The 17,850-nt window shown below is 69.8% G+C and carries 17 protein-coding genes and 1 pseudogene; 10 read left to right on the top strand and 8 right to left on the bottom strand.

Going from position 1 to position 17,850, the window contains the following annotated elements:
• The first annotated feature begins 11 nt into the window (after positions 1-11).
• From PKF00_RS05720 to PKF00_RS05710, 3 genes are all read left to right on the top strand, one after another.
• Positions 12-656, top strand: coding sequence for a sigma-70 family RNA polymerase sigma factor (locus PKF00_RS05720; RefSeq protein WP_271216267.1), 645 nt, complete (start codon positions 12-14; stop codon positions 654-656).
• 96 nt (positions 657-752) lie between these two features.
• A complete protein-coding gene (locus tag PKF00_RS05715; protein WP_271216266.1) occupies positions 753-1,454 on the top strand; it encodes a DUF5667 domain-containing protein in 702 nt (233 codons plus the stop codon).
• Positions 1,455-1,503: 49 nt separating this feature from the next.
• Positions 1,504-2,370: an HAD family hydrolase gene (locus PKF00_RS05710; RefSeq protein WP_271216265.1), complete on the top strand. Its 867-nt coding sequence runs from the start codon at positions 1,504-1,506 to the stop codon at positions 2,368-2,370.
• A 77-nt stretch (positions 2,371-2,447) separates the two neighbouring features.
• Here the strand turns inward: PKF00_RS05710 and PKF00_RS05705 are convergent, their stop codons facing one another.
• The 8 genes from PKF00_RS05705 to proC all read right to left on the bottom strand — a co-directional run bounded on the left by PKF00_RS05705 (position 2,448) and on the right by proC (position 9,871).
• The gene (locus PKF00_RS05705; protein WP_271216264.1) at positions 2,448-3,413 is read right to left on the bottom strand and encodes a lysophospholipid acyltransferase family protein; all 966 of its coding nucleotides are present in this window, start codon (positions 3,411-3,413) and stop codon (positions 2,448-2,450) included.
• Between the two features lie 5 nt (positions 3,414-3,418).
• Positions 3,419-4,456, bottom strand: coding sequence for an NAD-dependent epimerase/dehydratase family protein (locus PKF00_RS05700; protein WP_271216263.1), 1,038 nt, complete (start codon positions 4,454-4,456; stop codon positions 3,419-3,421).
• Between the two features lie 23 nt (positions 4,457-4,479).
• Positions 4,480-4,578, bottom strand: coding sequence for a 30S ribosomal protein bS22 (locus PKF00_RS05695; protein ID WP_018654693.1), 99 nt, complete (start codon positions 4,576-4,578; stop codon positions 4,480-4,482).
• Between the two features lie 292 nt (positions 4,579-4,870).
• Entirely contained in the window at positions 4,871-5,074 is a 204-nt protein-coding gene (locus tag PKF00_RS05690; RefSeq protein WP_012887307.1) for a helix-turn-helix domain-containing protein, read from the bottom strand.
• 322 nt (positions 5,075-5,396) lie between these two features.
• Positions 5,397-6,176, bottom strand: coding sequence for a phosphatase (locus PKF00_RS05685; protein WP_271216262.1), 780 nt, complete (start codon positions 6,174-6,176; stop codon positions 5,397-5,399).
• Positions 6,177-6,199: 23 nt separating this feature from the next.
• Complete coding sequence (locus PKF00_RS05680) at positions 6,200-7,363, bottom strand: acetoin utilization protein AcuC (RefSeq protein WP_271216261.1); 1,164 nt, start codon at positions 7,361-7,363, stop codon at positions 6,200-6,202.
• 377 nt (positions 7,364-7,740) lie between these two features.
• Positions 7,741-9,000: an MFS transporter gene (locus tag PKF00_RS05675; protein WP_271216260.1), complete on the bottom strand. Its 1,260-nt coding sequence runs from the start codon at positions 8,998-9,000 to the stop codon at positions 7,741-7,743.
• Between the two features lie 76 nt (positions 9,001-9,076).
• Complete coding sequence (proC, locus tag PKF00_RS05670) at positions 9,077-9,871, bottom strand: pyrroline-5-carboxylate reductase (RefSeq protein WP_271216259.1); 795 nt, start codon at positions 9,869-9,871, stop codon at positions 9,077-9,079.
• A 134-nt stretch (positions 9,872-10,005) separates the two neighbouring features.
• Here proC and PKF00_RS05665 point away from each other — a divergent pair, with 134 nt between their 5' ends.
• The 7 genes and pseudogenes from PKF00_RS05665 to clpB all read left to right on the top strand — a co-directional run bounded on the left by PKF00_RS05665 (position 10,006) and on the right by clpB (position 17,839).
• On the top strand, positions 10,006-10,221 hold the full coding sequence (locus tag PKF00_RS05665; RefSeq protein WP_271216258.1) for a type II toxin-antitoxin system VapB family antitoxin: 216 nt from the start codon (positions 10,006-10,008) through the stop codon (positions 10,219-10,221).
• A gap of 38 nt (positions 10,222-10,259) precedes the next feature.
• Positions 10,260-10,727: a hypothetical protein gene (locus PKF00_RS05660; protein WP_271216257.1), complete on the top strand. Its 468-nt coding sequence runs from the start codon at positions 10,260-10,262 to the stop codon at positions 10,725-10,727.
• 384 nt (positions 10,728-11,111) lie between these two features.
• Positions 11,112-12,983 (top strand): molecular chaperone DnaK, encoded by a 1,872-nt coding sequence (dnaK, locus tag PKF00_RS05655; protein ID WP_271216256.1) that lies wholly within the window; start codon positions 11,112-11,114, stop codon positions 12,981-12,983.
• Positions 12,984-13,011: 28 nt separating this feature from the next.
• A complete protein-coding gene (gene grpE, locus PKF00_RS05650) occupies positions 13,012-13,596 on the top strand; it encodes a nucleotide exchange factor GrpE (protein ID WP_271216255.1) in 585 nt (194 codons plus the stop codon).
• Between the two features lie 34 nt (positions 13,597-13,630).
• Positions 13,631-14,821, top strand: coding sequence for a molecular chaperone DnaJ (gene dnaJ, locus PKF00_RS05645; protein ID WP_271216254.1), 1,191 nt, complete (start codon positions 13,631-13,633; stop codon positions 14,819-14,821).
• 2 nt (positions 14,822-14,823) lie between these two features.
• A pseudogene (locus PKF00_RS05640) lies at positions 14,824-15,076 on the top strand (heat shock protein transcriptional repressor HspR); the annotation flags it as partial.
• Positions 15,077-15,253: 177 nt separating this feature from the next.
• The gene (gene clpB, locus PKF00_RS05635) at positions 15,254-17,839 is read left to right on the top strand and encodes an ATP-dependent chaperone ClpB (RefSeq protein WP_271216253.1); all 2,586 of its coding nucleotides are present in this window, start codon (positions 15,254-15,256) and stop codon (positions 17,837-17,839) included.
• Positions 17,840-17,850: the final 11 nt, after the last annotated feature.

The raw sequence follows: 17,850 nt of genomic DNA, 5'->3' as shown, positions 1-17,850 counted from the left end.
AGGGATACCGGATGCCAGACACGTGGCCGTTCGCCGGGCCCCTCCCCACGACTTCCGGGGTGGCCCAGCCTGCCCGCAGCAACGAGCTCGCCACGCGCGAGGACGCCTCGGAGGAACTCCGGAGGCTTGTTCTGCGTGCCAAGACTGGAGACACGGACGCGTTTGGCACGCTCTATGACCGCTATCTCGACCTGGTGTACCGCTACGTCTACTTCCGTGTCGGCTCCCACCCGCTGGCCGAGGATCTCACGAGCGAGACCTTCCTCAGGGCGCTTCGCCGGATCGCGGACTTCACCTGGCAGGGACGTGACTTCGGAGCGTGGCTCGTGACCATCGCCAGGAACCTGGTCGCCGATCACTTCAAGTCCGGCAGGTACCGCCTGGAGGTCACGACCGCCCAGGTGATCGACGTCCCGCTCGACGGCCCGCACATCCCGGAGAACGCCGTCGTCACCGCGATGATCAACGACCGGGTGCTCAGCGCGGTGCGCGCCCTCGGTCCGGAGCAGCAGGAGTGCGTGGTCCTGAGGTTCCTGCACGGCATGTCACTGGCGGAGACCGCGCTCGTCATGGGCAAGAAGAGCGGCGCGATCAAGGCCCTGCAGTTCCGCGCGATCCGGGCGCTCGCACGCGCGTTGCCCTCGGATCTCGGCTGACCATGCCGATGGTGACGTATCGCGTAACCTGGCAGCGGGGCTGTCGTTAGGCAAGTGCACAGACGGATCATGACCTGGGGGCGGCAGGGAGCGTTCATGGGTAAGTGGCTGCCCGGAATCTCACGTAGATCGCAGACGCACATCCAGAACAGCGTGTCCACGCTCGGCTCCCGGCTGGGGGGCGAGCCCCGGCCCGAGTTCCGCGCCGAGTTGCGCGAACGCCTCATGCACGCGCCCGAGCAGCCCGAGCAGGAGGAGTCCTCCGCCCAGCCCGTCGTCCCCCCCAGGCCCAGGCGCCGCACGGTCCTGCTCCCCCAGCTTCTGAGCCTGGGACTGGCGTCCGCGATGGTGGTGGCGGGCCTGGGGACCTACCGGTCGATGCCGGGCGACGCCCTCTACCCGCTCAAGCGCGCCGCCGAGAACACGCTGTTCCACCTGAGCACCGACGACGCCGAACGGGCCGACCGCTCCTTCGGCTACGCGGAGACCCGCGCCCACGAGGTCGAGGAGCTCCTGGGCTCGGGCGAACGGGAGGACCGGCTGATCAGCGAGACCCTCAAGGCCATGGAGGACACCACCCGCTCCGCGGTCACCTCCCTCACCAGGGTGCAGCGCCGCGACGCCAGGAGCACCGGACAGCTCAAGCGCTTCGTCCAGAAACAGCGCACCCAGATCGAGATCATGCTTCCCAAAATGGACGAGGAGGACCGGCGCAGGGCCAACGGCTACCTCGACTACATCGACGGGCTGACCCCGCCGGGAACGTCCGCCGACTCACGAGATGTCACCCGGGACTAACGGGCCGTACACCTATTTCACCCGTGCGCGGCGGTTAAGCTGAGGTGCTATGAGGCGGCTACTACGACGGCGGGACGAAGCGGAGACGGCCGGAGAGGTGGCGGCCGCGGCGGCGGTGGCCATGCCGATGGCGGAGCCCGACCCGACCGCGGCCGCCTTCTTCGACGTCGACAACACGATGATGCGCGGCGCCTCCATCTACCACTTCGCGAGGGGGCTGGCCTCACGCGGTCTGTTCACCACCAAGGACCTGGTCAGGTTCGCGCTCGGCCAGGCCATCTTCCGGGTGCGGGGCGACGAGAACCCCGAGCACATCGCCAAGGCCAGGGAGACCGCGCTGGCGTTCGTGGCGGGCAACAAGGTCGAGGACATCGTCAAGCTCGGCGAGGAGATCTACGACGAGGTGATGGCCGACCGCATCTGGTCGGGCACCCGCGCCCTCGCCCAGAGCCATCTGGACGCGGGCAGGCGCGTGTGGCTGGTCACCGCGACGCCGATCGAGCTCGCGCGCGTGATCGCCCAGCGGCTCGGCCTGACCGGCGCGCTCGGCACCGTGGCGGAGACGAAGGACGGCGTCTACACCGGGCGCCTGGTGGGCAACCTGCTCCACGGCCCCGCCAAGGCTGAGGCCGTACGCGCCCTGGCCCGCAGGGAGGGCCTCGACCTGAGCCGCTGCTCGGCCTACAGCGACTCGGCCAACGACCTGCCGCTGCTGTCGCTCGTCGGCCACGCGACCGCGGTCAACCCCGACGCCGAGCTGCGCGAGTACGCCAGGGAGAGCGGCTGGGAGATCAGGGACTTCCGCACGGGGCGCAAGGCCACCATGATCGGGCTGCCCATCGCCGCGGGCGTCGGCGCGGTCGCGGGCGGCGTGGCCGTCGCCGTGGCCCTGCGGCGCGTCCAGCGTTCCAAGTGACCGGCGGCAGGCCGCTCGCCTGACGCGGGAGGCTCGCCCCCGCGAGGGGCCGGAGTCGGCAGGACGAGGGGCCCGGCTCAGAAGAACGGCGGGAAGGCGTGACCGCGCTGGAGCCTCAGCTCGTTCAGCTGCTGCTGGATCATCTCGCGAACCTGGTCGGTGAGGTTGAAGACCACCATGGGGTCGTCGGCGTCCGCGGGATCGAGCTCGTCGGTGCGGACGGGCTCGCCGAAACCGATGATCCACTTGGACGGCAGCGGCACCAGGCCGAGTGGGCCGAGCCAGGGGAAGAACGGTGTGACCGGGAGGTACGGCAGGCCGAGCGCCCTGGCCATGAGGCGCAGGTCACCGATCTTCGGGTAGATCTCCTCCGCTCCCACGATGGAGCAGGGGACGATCGGCACCCCGGCGCGGATCGCGGAGGCGACGAAGCCGCCCCTGCCGAAACGTTGCAGTCTGTAGCGCTCGGAGAACGGCTTGCCGACGCCCTTGAAGCCCTCGGGGAAGACGCCCACGAGTTCGCCCTTGCGGAGCAGGCGGTCGGCGTCCTCGCGACAGGCCAGGGTGTGGCCGGTCTTCCTGGACAGATGGCCGAGCAGGGGAAGCTGGTAGACCAGGTCGGCCCCGAGCAGGCGGATCGCGCGACGCCGGGGATGCTCGTCGTGCAGGGCCACCTGGAGCATGAGCGCGTCGAGCGGGATCGTGCCCGAGTGATTGGCCACGACCAGGGCTCCGGAGTCGCCGGGCACGTTGCGCATGCCAACGGTCTCGACGCGGAACCAGCGCCGGTACAGCGGGCGGATCAGCTCCAGCAGCACCCTGTCCGTGAACTCGGGGTCGAAGCCGAACTCGTCGACGTCGTACTCCCCGGTGACGCGGCGGCGCAGGAAGGCCAGGAGTTCGGCGAGGTCGCGATCGCCGTTCCCGCCGGCGGGAGAGCCTCCCCCGCCTCGCGGGGAGCCGTCCCCGTCGCCGGGGGAAGCGCCGTTGAGAGAGGCGTCGCCGAAGGAGGCGTCGCCGGGGGAACCGTCCCCGCGGGTCATCTCGGTCACCTTCTCACCGCCTGCTCCACCGCCTGGGAGAACAGGTCCAGCATGGCCGAGGGAAGCCCGCCCGCCAGGTCCCTGGCACGCACGAAGTCCTCGTAGGCCGAGGCGGTGGAGAACTTGGGCCTCCAGCCGAGCGCGGCGGCCAGGCGGGCGGTGTCGACCACGCGGCCGTAGCGCATCAGACGGAGCTGCTCCGGGGAGAAACCGACCAGCCCCGCGCCGCGGGCCAGGCCGCCCATGAACCGGAACGCCGACGAGGGGACGGGCAGCGAGGGCAGGCCCGCCCTGCGGGCGCACTGCGACAGCAGCAGCACGCCGTCCCCGGCCACGTTGAACGTGCCGGGGTGGTCCTCCATCGCCATCCGCCTGAGCACCTCGACGGCGTCGTCCTCGTGGACGAACTGCAGCCGGGGGTCGAAGCCGAGCACGGTCGGCAGGACGGGCTGGGTGAAGTAACGGGTCAGCGGCGAGTCGACGCCGGGCCCCATGAAGTTGGCGAACCTCAGCATCGAGACCGTCACGTCCAGACGCCGCCTGGCGAAGCCGCGGACGTAGCCCTCGACCTCACAGGCGTCCTTGGCGTAGCCGTGACCGGGCGGCTCGCCCGGCTCGGTGTCCTCGGTGAAGACCGCCGGGTCGTGCGGGGACGAGCCGTAGACCGCGGTGGTCGAGCGGACGACGACACGGCGGACCGTCGCGGACCGCTGACAGGCACCGAGAAGTTGCATGGTGCCGATGACGTTGTGCTCTTTCATGAGGGCCCTGCCACCGCTCCTCGAGGGAGCGCTGAGCAGGCTCATGTGAACCACGGTGTCGATGTCGGCGGCCGCGATCACCTGGGCGATGTCGGGGCTTCGCAGGTCGACGCGGACGAACTCGGTCCGGCCGAGAGGTACGCCGCCATCACGTGAGAGCGAGGGCGGCGGCACCGTGTCCACTCCGATGACCCGGTCGATGCCCGGGTCGGCCGCGAGAACGCTCGCCACTCGGGCGCCGATGTGGCGCGAGACCCCGGTGACAAGCACGGTGTGGGTCATCGGCGCCTCGCAGATCCGCGTCGTTACTTCTTGTTACGCCGCTGGATGCGGGTCTTCTTCAGAAGCTTGCGGTGCTTCTTCTTCGCCATGCGCTTACGACGCTTCTTGATCACAGAGCCCACGGGACCCCCAGGTAGCTGGTAGCCGAGAATGTCAAACCGGTGCGCGAAAGCACACCGGCTCAACAGACTACCGGCGATCCGTGGTAGATCGCCCCCCGGGGGAGCCCGGGCGCTGGAACTCACGACGTGACGCGCACGTCGCTACCTCGCCGCCATCTCGTCGAAGCCGGGTCTCCACCACCGGTCTCGCCCGGAGGATCAGGACCCGCCGGTCGCTCGCCGCTCCTCGCTCGTCTGGCGGCCGGTTCGCTCGGGACCGGCCGCCTCACTCGCTCGTCGGGCTCGCGCCGCTTCAACCCGCCTCGATGTAGGCATCCCTGAGATAGTCGTGAACCGCCTGCTCAGGCACTCTGAAGGATCGACCGACCCGGATGGCCGGCAGCTCGCCCGAATGCACGAGTCGGTACACAGTCATCTTGGACACCCTCATGACAGTGGCCACTTCTGCCACCGTCAGGAACTTCACCTCACTGAGAGGTCTTTCGCCTGCACCCATCGGACGCCTCTTCCGCACGTGTTTCCGGGTTATCCCCACTGGTGCCATTGCTCACGCACGTGTACTGCCGTCAGCGTAAGTCGGGACTCCGAGTGTGCAAACCCCCTACTGTCTCAGTCTTCGTAGCCCCACGTCAGCGAAACGGAGGAAATCGCTGGCCAGCAGCCGGACCGTGCCCCTCACCTTGATCTTGGAACGGACCAACTGTCTCTTATTAGAGTCGCCCACAACAGCCAAAAAGTTGGCAAACGGTCGGCGAGGGCCGGGGAATGCAGGCGCGAAAACCCCGTATAGGGACGGTCCCATACACGCAACGTCCGCCTCAGAGGGCCCGCAGGACCCTCTCGACCAGATGATCTGTCAGCGGAGCGTAATATCTTGGCAGCACGTTGTCATCAAGCGGCACGGTCACCGCGACCTTGCCCTCGGCCTCTCCGACGAAGAGCGCGGGGTCGTTGCTGTCGGCGAACCCGACGGTGAGGATCCCCGCCTCGCCCGCGGCCCCGGCCCAGCCGTGGTCGGCGATCACCAGGTCGGGGCGCTCCTCGCCGAATTCGGCGATCATGGCCTCCATCGGGGCCGGGTCGTGGGTGTGCACGAAGGAGCCCTTGTCCGCCAGCATGGCGACGTCGTCCATGTAGCGGATCTTGCGTTTGCGGCCGAACCTGGCCCCCCAGTAGGACCAGCCCTCCGCCGTGTCCATCAGCCTCGCGCCGTGCTCCCTGAGCAGCCTGGCCAGGGCCATGTGGACGGTGAGCAGACCGGTCGGGTGCCCGGTGGCGAGGAGGATCCTGGGCGAGCCGCCGCGGAGCACCCCGGCGACCGTGTCGCCCATCGCCTCGACCGCGTCGATCGTCCGGTCGGGGTCGATGACGTCCTGGCCCTCCCTGTGCTCGGGGTCGGCCACGACCCCGGCGGACTTGGCCATCAGCTCCAGGACGTCCCGGTAGGTCCAGCGCCCCTCGAACGTCAGCCCGAACATGTGGTGCGGGTCCCGGTTGGCCAGCGACCGGTAGTGGTCGAGGTTGTTCTCCCTGCTGGTCGCCACCTGACCGGCGATCCGGGTGCGGACCAGGTGTTCGCGGAGCTCGCCACGCGTCATGGGCGGAACGCGCCGGGACGCCGTCACGGGAGGGGGTCCAGCCCGTGGAAGGGGAAGACGGCCTTCCTCGTCGCCATGATGGCCCGGTCGATCGGGTCTGCCGGGTCGTAACCAGCAGAAAAATCACGAAATTCCGGAATTCTTCCATCGGTCAGCGTCAGGGGCGCCGTCTCTCCCGTCCGTTCCTCGACGAACCGCCGCCACTCGGGCGGGGTGGGGGTCGACGGGGCGAGGGGATGTCCCGAGACCTCGGCGATGAGGTGGGTCCAGGCCCTGGGCACCACCTGCACCAGCTCGTACCCCCCGCCGCCGGTCACGATCCACCGGCCGCCCGCGGTCTCGTGGGCCAGCTCGTGCAACGCCGCGTAGGCGGCGCGCTGGCCGTCCAGGCTGAGCATGAGGTGGGCCAGCGGGTCCAGGGCGTGGCTGTCGCAGCCGTGCTGGGTGAGGAGGATCTCGGGGGCGAACTCCCGCAGCAGCGGCGGCACGACCGCGTGGAAGGCTCTCAGCCAGCCGCCGTCGCCGCATCCCGCGGGCAGCGCCACGTTGACCGCCGTCCCCTCGGCTCCGCGCTCCTCGGGGAAGCCGGTGCCGGGGAAGAGGGTGCGGGGGCTCTCGTGCAGGCTGACGGTCAGAACCCTGGGATCGTCGTAGAACGCGGCCTGGACGCCGTCGCCGTGGTGCACGTCCACGTCCACGTAGGCGACCCTGCTCACCCCCTGGGCGAGCAGCCAGGCGATCGCCACGGCGGGGTCGTTGTAGACGCAGAACCCGCTCGCCGCACCGGGCATCGCGTGGTGCAGGCCCCCCGCGACGTTGACCGCGTGCTCGGCCTCTCCGCTCAGGACGGCGCGGGCCGCGGCGAGGGTGGCGCCCGTGATCAGCGCGGAGGCCTCGTGCATCCCGGCGAAGGCGGGGGTGTCCTCGGTGCCGAGCCCGTAGACATGATCGGGACGCCCCGCGACGGACGCCCGTTTGACGGCGTCGACGTAGTCGCGCTTGTGGACCAGCGCCAGCTCGTCGTCGGTCGCGGGCACGCAGCCGGCCACGTCGACCGCGTCCAGCACGCCCAGCCGCCTGGCGAGCGCCATGGTCAGCTCGACCCGCACGGGAGCGAGCGGATGCCCCGGGCCGAAGTCGTACGAGGTGAGCGCATCGTCCCAGACGACCCGCACGGACCGGCTCATGCGCCCTCCCTGTTCGATCTCCCCGATCGGTCGCGACACCACGCGGCGCGGCGCGGCCGTCGGCGATCCGGCGCTCTCCGCGGCCGGAACCCGGCGCACCGGCGCGACCTCGCGACCGGGTCTCCCACCCGGGCCGACGTTACCGCACGCGTGAGGGCACGGGTTTACGCGGCCGTCGCCGAGGAGGCGGCCGTTTTGACCTGAGCGCAATATAGGGACTTGTTTCGATTAATCAGGCAGACCCTTTCCTCCAGACCCAAGCAAGCCAGCCATACCCCCTAAAAGCCCCTCAGGGCCTCCCAGAGGCCACCTGAGCCCTCCCCCGAACCTCGAAGGGCCCCTTAGTCCCGGAAAGGGCCGGGAACGCTCCACGACGGTCAGAGCGGCTGGACGGGCGGAACGGGTTCCGTCATCCTGCGCAGTCCCCTGACCGCGGGCACCAGGAGCAGCGAGACGCAGCCGCCCACCGCGACGACGGCGGAGACGATCAGCATCTCCCTCGCGCCGACGGCGGCGGCGACCGGACCGGCCAGCGCCTGGCCGATCGGGACGGCGATCGTCGACCCGGCGACCTCGTAGGCGGTGACGCGGTTGAGCGCCTCGGCGGGCACCTGGGTCTGGATGCTCGTGGCCCACATGACCGACCAGAACGCCCAGCCGGTGCCGCCCACCACGTGCGCGGCCATCAGGATCCCCAGCGGCATCCCGGTCGCGATCGTCAGCGGCTCGAGGGCGAAGCCGAACAGGCCGATCGCCCCGGCCAGCAGCGGCCGCGCGGGACGCGCCCGCATCGCGACCAGGCCTCCCACGATCGTGCCCGCGCCCGAGGCGGACATGACCAGGCCGTACGCGCTCACCCCCAGGCTGTCGGTGATCAGCACGGAGCCCAGCGGGATCATCGGCCCGAACAGGGTGACGCCGAAGATGATCCAGACCAGGATCACCGACCACATCCAGGTCCTGGATCTGAACTCGTGCCAGCCGCCGCGCAGGTTGCGCCACATCGAGTCCTCCGCGGGGACCGCGAAGGCCGGAGGCAGGCGCAGCAGGAGCAGGCAGGCCGCGCTGATCGCGAACCCCACGGCGTCGATCGCGAAGACGACTCCGACGTTGGAGAACCCGACGATGGCGCCCGCGACGCCGGGCCCGGCCAGCAGCATGATCGACTCGGAGACGCGCAGGGTGGCGTTGGCCTTCTGCACGTCCCTGGCCACGCGGGGGACGGTGCTGGAGACGCCCGGCTGGTACATCGCGGCGGCGACGCCGTTGACGGCGGAGATGACCAGCACCTGCCACAGCTGCGGCCGGTCGAGGAGGAACAGCGCCGCCAGGAGCCCCTGGGTGACCACCCTGGTCGTGTCCGCGCCGATCATCATGCGGCGCGGGGTGAACCTGTCGGCGAACACCCCGCCGAACAGGATCAGCACCGCGAAGGGCGCCATCCAGGCGGCCAGCGCCAGTCCGACCCCCGTCGGACCGTACCCCAGCGCGCCGACGCCGACCGCCGTCGCGAACGGGATCATCGCGGCGCCGAGCATGGAGACCGACCGCGCGGTGAAGAACAGACCGAAACTCCGCGACCAGACCGCGGGCCCCCTCTGTTCTCCCTGGTCGCCAGCGTGTACGGCCTGCTCCACCTTTGCCCCATTCCCACCGAGTCCCGGGGAAATGATGCCTTATGGAAGAAACTTTATTAATAGAGGGGGTGCGGGATCAGCCGCCCGCGAGCTGGCGACTGCGGTCCCTCGCCGCCTCGATGGCCGCCAGGAAGGCCGCGCGGACGCTGTGGCGCTCAAGCTCGGCGATGGCGGCGATGGTGGTGCCGCCGGGAGAGGTGACGGCCTCACGGAGGATCACCGGATGCTCCCCGGAGTCGCGGAGCATGATGGCCGCGCCGACGATCGACTGGGTGACCATGTCGAGCGCGGCCGCGCGGGGCATGCCGAGCAGGATGCCCGCGTCGACCATGGCCTCGACGAGGTAGAAGAAGTAGGCGGGGCCGCTGCCGGACAGCGCGGTCGCGGCGTCCTGCTGCGACTCGGGGATCCGCAGCACCTTGCCCACCGGCCGCAGCAGGTCCTCCGCCCGCCGCAGGTGCTCCTCCGAGGCGTGGGCGCCCGCCGAGATGACGCTCATCGCCTCGTCGACCAGCACCGGGGTGTTGGACATGACCCGCACCACCGGGATGTCGGCCTCCAGCCTCGACTCGACGAACGAGGTCGTGATGCCGGCCGCCGCCGAGATCACCAGACGGTCGGCGGGGACGTGCGCGGCGATCTCGGTCAGCAGGGAGGCCATGTCCTGCGGCTTGACCGCGAGGATGATCGTCTCCGCGCTCTTCGCGGCCTCGGCGTTCGAGACGACGTGCACGCCGTACCGCTCCCGAAGGTCGACGGCCCGCTCGGGACGCCGCGCCGTCGCCAGCACGTCGCCCGGCTTGAACCCGGCCCGCAGCAGCCCCGACAGCAGGGCTTCGCCCATCTTCCCGGTTCCCAGAATCGCGATCACGTCAACGCACCTTGCATGAGGAAAAGCGGATGACCAGCCTAAGGGGCCACCACCGCGAGCCGTCACAGCAGGCCGACCCGCCGATGGTGGCGATGCACAATGCGTTTAGTGGCGACCAACATTGGAGGGGCATCATGTCCGTCACACAGATCGACATCGACGACGACGCTCTCGCCGAGGCCATGCGGATGCTGGGCACCACGACGAAGAAGGACACCGTGAACACGGCACTGCGGGAGTACGTGTCGCGGGTCAGGCGGATCGAGGCACTGGAGAAGCTCTCCGCACGCGCGGAACGAGGCGAGTTCGACGAGGCGATCGTGGAACGGCACGACGTCAGGGCGCGCTGAACCGGACGGGGCCGCCGTTCGTTGTCAGGGGTATGCGTATGATCGTGATCCCCGTCCTGGCGGGAAGCCTGTTGCTGGCCGTCGGCTGTGGCACCGAACACAGCGCCACGGCCCCCGGCGCCGCGGGAGCAGGCGTCACCGTCCCCTCCCTGTCCGTGAGCCACACCGTCGCGCCCAAGGTCGAGCCGACGGGCAAGGGCGCGCCCAGGCCGGTCAAGCCGGAGGGCCACACGAACAACCCCCGCAAGGTGACGTGGCTGTCCGCCAAGCCGTCGAAGGACGGCCGGAGTCTGCGGGTCGTCTGGTGGTCCGGGGTCGAGCCCTGCCACGTGCTCGACCGGGTGAGCGTGAAGCAGACGGCCAAGCGGGTGACCGTCACCCTCTGGGAGGGCGAGAGCAGCAAGGTCCAGAACGTGGCCTGCATCGACATCGCCGTCCAGAAGGTGACGACGGTCAAGCTCAAGGCCCCTCTCGGCAAGCGCAAGGTCGTCGACGGCGCCCGCTGACCCCGCGGGGCCCCGCTGACCTGCGAGGCCCCGCCGCCCCCGGAGAGACGGCTCCCGCTCTCCGCTGAACCCACCGCCCCCGGAGAGACGGCTCCCGCTCTCCGCTGAACCCGCCGGCCCCGGAGACGGGTCCGCCTCCCGGGAGTCGGCCACGCCGGGGGCGGACCTCACCGGGAGGGAGGCGACCCACTCCTGCGGTCCTTCGAGGAGCGATCACGCGCGTTCCTTCGTTGGGAGACATGGATCACCCGTTGTCCCCTCAGATCGGGGAATGCTTTCGCGCCCTTCAGGGTTGAGCGACATAGACTCAAGTCGTTTGACAAACGTCACACGAGGTTCCAGTATGAGTCTGACCCACTCAACTTTGACTACAAGGACGTACTCATGGCACGTGCGGTAGGTATCGACCTGGGGACGACCAACTCCGTCGTCTCGATCCTCGAGGGCGGTGAGCCCACGGTCATCGCCAACGCTCAGGGCTCGCGGACCACGCCGTCCGTGGTCGCCTTCGCGAAGAACGGCGAGGTCCTCGTCGGCGAGGTCGCCAAGCGGCAGGCCGTCACCAACGTCGACCGGACGATCCGCTCGGTCAAGCGGGAGATGGGCACCAACTGGGCCGTCGAGATCGACGGCAAGAAGTTCTCCCCGCAGCAGATCAGCGCCTTCGTCCTGCAGAAGCTCAAGCAGGACGCCGAGGCCTACCTGGGCGAGAAGATCACCGACGCGGTGATCACCGTTCCGGCCTACTTCAACGACGCCCAGCGCCAGGCGACCCAGGAGGCGGGCACCATCGCCGGCCTCAACGTGCTGCGCATCATCAACGAGCCGACCGCGGCCGCGCTCGCCTACGGCCTCGACAAGGATAAGGACGAGACCATCCTCGTCTTCGACCTCGGCGGCGGCACCTTCGACGTGTCCCTGCTCGACGTCGGCCAGGAGGACGGCCACGGCTTCGTCGAGGTCAAGGCCACCAGCGGCGACAACCACCTCGGTGGCGACGACTGGGACCAGCGCGTCGTCGACGAGCTGGCCAACAGGTTCAAGAACGCCCACGGCGTCGACCTGACCAAGGACAAGATGGCCCTCCAGCGCCTGCGTGAGGCCGCGGAGAAGGCCAAGATCGAGCTCTCCAGCCAGTCGGAGACCTCGATCAACCTCCCCTACATCACCGCCTCGGCCGAGGGCCCCCTCCACCTGGAGGAGAAGCTCACCCGCGCCGAGTTCCAGCGGATCACCGCCGACCTGCTCGAGCGGTGCAAGGGCCCGTTCAACCAGGTCGTCAAGGACGCCGGGATCAAGGTCTCCGACATCGCCCACGTGGTGCTCGTCGGCGGCTCGACCCGCATGCCCGCGGTCGCCGAGCTCGTCAAGGAGCTGACCGGCGGCAAGGAGCCCAACAAGGGCGTCAACCCGGACGAGGTCGTGGCCATCGGCGCCGCCCTCCAGGCCGGTGTGCTCAAGGGCGAGGTCAAGGACGTCCTGCTGCTCGACGTGACCCCGCTGTCGCTGGGCATCGAGACCAAGGGCGGCATCTTCACCAAGATCATCGAGCGCAACACCACGATCCCGACCAAGCGCTCGGAGGTCTTCACCACGGCCGAGGACAACCAGCCGTCGGTGCAGATCCAGGTCTACCAGGGCGAGCGTGAGATCGCGGCCTACAACAAGAAGCTGGCCACCTTCGAGCTGACCGGCATCGCCCCCGCGCCGCGCGGCATCCCGCAGATCGAGGTCACCTTCGACATCGACGCCAACGGCATCGTCAACGTCTCCGCCAAGGACCTCGGCACCGGCAAGGAGCAGACGATGACGATCACCGGTGGCTCCGCGCTGCCGAAGGACGACATCGAGCGCATGATGCGCGAGGCCGAGTCCTACGCCGAAGAGGACAAGAAGCGCCGCGAGGACGCCGAGACGCGCAACAACGCCGACTCGCTCGTCTACCAGACCGAGAAGTTCCTCGGCGAGAACGCCGAGAAGGTTCCGGACGACATCAAGAACGAGGTCAACGAGGCGCTCGCCGAGCTGAAGAAGACGCTCGAGGGCACCGACTCGGCCGCGATCCGCACCTCCGCGGAGAAGCTCGCCACGGTCAGCCAGAAGATGGGCTCGGCCATCTACGCCCAGTCGCAGGGCGGCGAGGCCCAGGGCGGTGCCCCGGGCGCCGACGGCGCCGACGGCCAGAAGGCCGACGACGACGTGGTCGAGGCCGAGATCGTGGACGACGAGCCGAAGCGCGAGAACGGCGCGAAGTGACGGCGGGAAAGCCGAGGGGAGCGCGAGCGTGAACACGCGTGAGAACGGTTCCGAGCAGGAGCCGGTGATCCGCGACAACCGCAAGATCGACCCGGAGACGGGGCAGGCACGTGAGACGGGCAAGGAGCAGGCCGACCAGGCCGCTCCCACCCCCGACCTGGCCTCGGTCGAGCTGGCCACCCAGCTCGCCGAGCGCACCGCCGACCTGCAGCGTCTCCAGGCGGAATACTCCAACTACCGCAAGCGGGTCGAACGCGACCGGACCGCGGTCAAGGAGCAGGCGGTCGCGGGTGTGCTGGGCGAACTGCTGCCGGTCCTCGACGACATCGGCAGGGCCCGCGACCACGGCGAGCTCACCGGCGGCTTCGCCAAGGTGAGCGAGTCGCTGGAGGCGGCGACGGGAAAGCTGGGACTGAGCACCTTCGGGACCAAGGGCGAGCCCTTCGACCCGACGGTGCACGAGGCCCTGCTGCACAGCTACTCCCCCGACGTCACGGAGCCGACCTGCGTGGAGATCCTGCAGCCCGGTTACCGCATCGGCGAGCGTGTGCTCCGCCCCGCGCGGGTCGCGGTCGCCGAGCCCGAAGAAGAGCCTGTCGCGAGCGACAACTGAACCCCCCGTATCTGAGATCTGCAAAGGAACTGAGATGAGCACCAAGGACTACCTGGAGAAGGACTACTACGCCGTCCTTGGTGTGCCCAAGACCGCCACCGCCGAGGAAATCAAGAAGGCGTACCGGAAGCTGGCCAGGCAGTACCATCCGGACGCCAACCAGGGCAGCACGGAGACCGAAGCCAAGTTCAAAGAGGTCTCCGAGGCCTACGACGTCCTGTCCGACACCAAGCGCCGCAAGGAGTACGACGAGGCGCGGACGCTGTTCGGATCGGGGCTCGGCGGTTACGCGGGAGCCGGGGGGGCTTCCCGCGGGGGCGGGTTCCCCTTCGACCTGGGGGACCTGTTCGGGGGCGCCAACCAGCAGGCCGGCGCGGGCAGCGGGGGCATCGGCGACATCTTCGGCGGCATCTTCAACCGGGGAGGCGGGGCGCCCCGCACGGGCGGGGCGACCACCAGGGCGCGGCGCGGCCAGGACGTGGAGACGGAGGTCACCCTCTCCTTCGGGGAGGCCGTCGAGGGCACCACGGTCTCGCTCCGCCTGACCAGTTCCTCCGCCTGTGCGGCGTGCACGGGCACCGGAGCCAAGGCCGGGACGACCCCGAGGGTCTGTCCGACCTGCGAGGGCACCGGCGCGGCCAGCCGGAACCTGGGCAACTTCGCCTTCTCCGAGCCGTGCCGCGACTGCAAGGGGCGGGGTCTGCTGGTCGACGACCCGTGCCCGGTGTGCGAGGGAAGCGGGCGGGGCAAGAGCACCCGCACGATCCAGGCGCGCATTCCCGCCGGAGTGGGCGACGGCCAGCGCATCAAGATCAAGGCCAAGGGCGCGCCCGGTGAGAACGGCGGTCCTGCCGGTGACCTGTACGTCCAGATCCACGTCAAGCCGCATCCTGTCTTCGGCAGGACCGGCGAGAACCTGACGATCACCGTGCCGGTCACCTTCACCGAGGCCGCGCTCGGCGCGGAGATCAAGGTGCCGATCCTGAAGGGGATGCCGGTCACCCTGCGCATCCCCGAGGGCACCCCGAACGGCCGCACCTTCCGGGTGCGGGGCAGGGGCGTGGCCCGCAAGGACGGCACGAAGGGCGACCTGCTCGCCACGGTCGAGGTCCTCGTCCCCCAGCAACTGGAGGACAAGGCGAGGGGCGCCCTGGAGGAATTCCGCGACGCCACCGCGGGCGGTGACCCGCGGGCCGAGCTCATCCAACAGGCCAGAAGCGAGTAGCCATGGACGCCAACTACTTCGATCTGTCGGACGACACCCCGGTATATGTGATCTCGGTGGCGGCCCAGCTGTCCGGCCTCCACCCCCAGACCCTGCGACAGTACGACCGTCTCGGCCTGGTCAGCCCGGGCCGTACGGCGGGGCGCGGTCGCCTGTACTCCACGCGCGACATCGTGATGCTCCGCGAGGTGCAGCGGCTCTCCCAGGAGGAGGGCATCAACCTCGCGGGCATCAAACGCATCCTGGCGCTGGAGACCGAGGCGCTGCGCCTGCGTGACGAGAACCACCGTCTGCGCGCCGAGATGGCCATGATCCGCGCGCTGATCCAGTACCAACTGCCACCCGCCTGACCACTCCATCTCGAAGGCCGGGGGGACCACACAGCGCCGGTCACCGGCGCCACAGCCGCCGAACGGAGCAAGGCAGACAAGCATGGACTACAAGCTCACCAAGAAGAGCCAGGAGGCGCTCTCCTCCGCGATCAGGCGCGCCGCCGCGGAGGGCAACCCCGAGGTCGCCCCGGCTCACCTGCTCACCTCGATGCTCGCCCAGACCGGGGGCACCGCCGTGCCTCTGCTCGAGGCCGTCGGCGCCGACTGGAGGCAGCTGCGGGCGGAGGCGGAGACGCAGCTCGCGGCCCTGCCGAAGGCGCAGGGGTCCACGGTCAGCGCCCCTTCGAGCTCCCGGCAGCTCCTCACGGTGCTGAACACCGCGGCCCAGCGCGCCACCCAGCTTGAGGACCTCTACGTCTCGACCGAGCACCTGCTGGTCGGCCTCGCCGCGGACGGCGGCCCGGTCGCCGCGCTGCTCAGGGCGAGCGGCGCCACCCCGAACGCCCTGCTGGAGGCCTTCGAGAAGGTGCGCGGGCACGCCAGGGTGACCAGCGAGACCCCGGAGGACACCTACCAGGCGCTGGAGAAGTACGGCGTCGACCTGACCGAGCAGGCCAGGGCGGGCAAGCTCGACCCGGTGATCGGCCGTGACTCGGAGATCCGCAGAGTGATCCAGGTGCTCAGCCGCAGGACCAAGAACAACCCGGTGCTCATCGGCGAGCCCGGCGTCGGCAAGACCGCCGTTGTCGAGGGGCTGGCCCAGCGGATCGTCGCGGGCGACGTCCCCTCGAGCCTGCGTGACAAGCGTCTGGTCTCACTGGACCTGGGGGCGATGGTCGCGGGCGCCAAGTACCGCGGCGAGTTCGAGGAGCGGCTCAAGGCCGTGCTCAGTGAGATCAAGGAGAGCGACGGGCAGGTCGTCACCTTCATCGACGAGCTGCACACCATGGTCGGCGCGGGCGCCGGAGAAGGCGCGATGGACGCGGGCAACATGCTCAAGCCCATGCTCGCCAGGGGCGAGCTGCGGATGATCGGCGCGACGACGCTCGACGAGTACCGCGAGCGCATCGAGAAGGACCCCGCGCTGGAGCGGCGCTTCCAGCAGGTCTACGTGGGCGAGCCCACGGTCGAGGACACCATCGCGATCCTGCGCGGTCTCAAGGGCCGCTACGAGGCGCACCACCAGGTTCAGATCTCCGACGGCGCGCTCGTGGCCGCCGCCGCCCTCTCCGACCGCTACATCACCTCCAGGTTCCTGCCGGACAAGGCGATCGACCTCGTCGATGAGGCCGCGTCCCGGTTGCGCATGGAGATCGACTCGCGTCCCGTCGAGATCGACCAGCTCCAGCGCAACGTCGACCGGATGAAGATGGAGGAGCTCGCCCTCTCCAAGGAGACCGACGACAGCAGCCTCCAGCGCCTCGAGCGGCTCCGCAAGGAGCTCGCCGACCGGCAGGAGGAGCTCAACGGCCTGGTCGGGCGCTGGGAGCGGGAGAAGGCCGGGCTCAACCGGGTCGGCGACCTGAAGAAGAAGCTCGACGAGACGCGCGGCGCCGCCGAGCGGGCGCAGCGCGACGGCGACTTCGAGGCCGCCTCCCGGCTGATGTACGCCGACGTGCCCAGGCTGGAGGCCGAGCTCGCCGAGGCGACCGCTGCCTCCCAGCCCGAGGACCCGATGGTCAAGGAGGAGGTCGGCCCCGACGACATCGCCCAGGTCATCTCCTCGTGGACGGGCATTCCCGCGGGCCGTCTGCTGGAGGGCGAGACCGCCAAGCTGCTGCGCATGGAGGACGAGCTCGGCCGGCGTCTGATCGGCCAGAGGCCGGCCGTCCAGGCCGTCTCCGACGCCGTACGGCGGGCACGCGCGGGCATCTCCGACCCCGACCGGCCGACCGGCAGCTTCCTGTTCCTCGGCCCGACCGGCGTCGGCAAGACCGAGCTGGCCAAGTCGCTGGCCGACTTCCTGTTCGACGACGAGCGGGCCATGGTCCGCATCGACATGAGCGAGTACGGCGAGAAGCACAGCGTCGCGCGCCTCGTGGGCGCTCCCCCCGGCTACGTCGGCTACGAGGAGGGCGGCCAGCTCACCGAGGCCGTGCGGCGCAGGCCGTACACCGTGGTGCTGCTCGACGAGGTCGAGAAGGCCCACCCCGAGGTCTTCGACGTCCTGCTCCAGGTGCTCGACGACGGGCGGCTCACCGACGGGCAGGGCAGGACCGTCGACTTCCGCAACGTGATCCTGATCCTCACCTCCAACATCGGCTCGCAGTTCCTCGTGGACCCGACCCTGGACAGGGAGACCCAGCGCAAGGCGGTGATGGACGCGGTCAGGAGCTCCTTCAAGCCGGAGTTCCTCAACCGTCTCGACGACGTGATCCTGTTCGACGCGCTCGGCACCGAGGAGCTGTCCAGGATCGTGGACCTGCAGGTGGCCCACCTGGCCAGGCGACTGGCCGACAGGAGGCTGACGCTGACGGTGACCCCGGCGGCGCGTGACTGGCTGGCGCTGACCGGCTACGACCCCCTGTACGGCGCGCGCCCGCTGCGCCGCCTGGTCCAGTCGGCGATCGGCGACAAGCTGGCCAAGGAGGTGCTCTCCGGCGAGGTCCAGGACGGCGACGAGGTCCTGGTCGACGTCGACGAGACGAGCGACACCCTGACGATCGGCCCCGCGGTCAGGGATTGACCAGCATAGGG

The sequence above is a fragment of the Streptosporangium carneum genome (assembly GCF_027922005.1).
Taxonomy (GTDB): domain Bacteria; phylum Actinomycetota; class Actinomycetes; order Streptosporangiales; family Streptosporangiaceae; genus Streptosporangium; species Streptosporangium carneum.
Note: the sequence above shows the minus strand (reverse complement) of the source record. Positions and strands in the feature narration are given on the sequence as shown.

What these genes read in the sequence shown, in the direction of transcription:
- PKF00_RS05720 (WP_271216267.1), top strand. Translation starts at nt 12, where the DNA reads ATGCCAGACACGTGGCCGTTCGCCGGGCCCCTCCCCACGACTTCCGGG.
- PKF00_RS05715 (WP_271216266.1), top strand. Translation starts at nt 753, where the DNA reads ATGGGTAAGTGGCTGCCCGGAATCTCACGTAGATCGCAGACGCACATC.
- PKF00_RS05710 (WP_271216265.1), top strand. Translation starts at nt 1,504, where the DNA reads ATGAGGCGGCTACTACGACGGCGGGACGAAGCGGAGACGGCCGGAGAG.
- PKF00_RS05705 (WP_271216264.1), bottom strand. Translation starts at nt 3,413, where the DNA reads ATGACCCGCGGGGACGGTTCCCCCGGCGACGCCTCCTTCGGCGACGCC.
- PKF00_RS05700 (WP_271216263.1), bottom strand. Translation starts at nt 4,456, where the DNA reads ATGACCCACACCGTGCTTGTCACCGGGGTCTCGCGCCACATCGGCGCC.
- PKF00_RS05690 (WP_012887307.1), bottom strand. Translation starts at nt 5,074, where the DNA reads ATGGGTGCAGGCGAAAGACCTCTCAGTGAGGTGAAGTTCCTGACGGTG.
- PKF00_RS05685 (WP_271216262.1), bottom strand. Translation starts at nt 6,176, where the DNA reads ATGACGCGTGGCGAGCTCCGCGAACACCTGGTCCGCACCCGGATCGCC.
- PKF00_RS05680 (WP_271216261.1), bottom strand. Translation starts at nt 7,363, where the DNA reads ATGAGCCGGTCCGTGCGGGTCGTCTGGGACGATGCGCTCACCTCGTAC.
- PKF00_RS05665 (WP_271216258.1), top strand. Translation starts at nt 10,006, where the DNA reads ATGTCCGTCACACAGATCGACATCGACGACGACGCTCTCGCCGAGGCC.
- PKF00_RS05660 (WP_271216257.1), top strand. Translation starts at nt 10,260, where the DNA reads ATGATCGTGATCCCCGTCCTGGCGGGAAGCCTGTTGCTGGCCGTCGGC.
- dnaK (WP_271216256.1), top strand. Translation starts at nt 11,112, where the DNA reads ATGGCACGTGCGGTAGGTATCGACCTGGGGACGACCAACTCCGTCGTC.
- dnaJ (WP_271216254.1), top strand. Translation starts at nt 13,631, where the DNA reads ATGAGCACCAAGGACTACCTGGAGAAGGACTACTACGCCGTCCTTGGT.
- clpB (WP_271216253.1), top strand. Translation starts at nt 15,254, where the DNA reads ATGGACTACAAGCTCACCAAGAAGAGCCAGGAGGCGCTCTCCTCCGCG.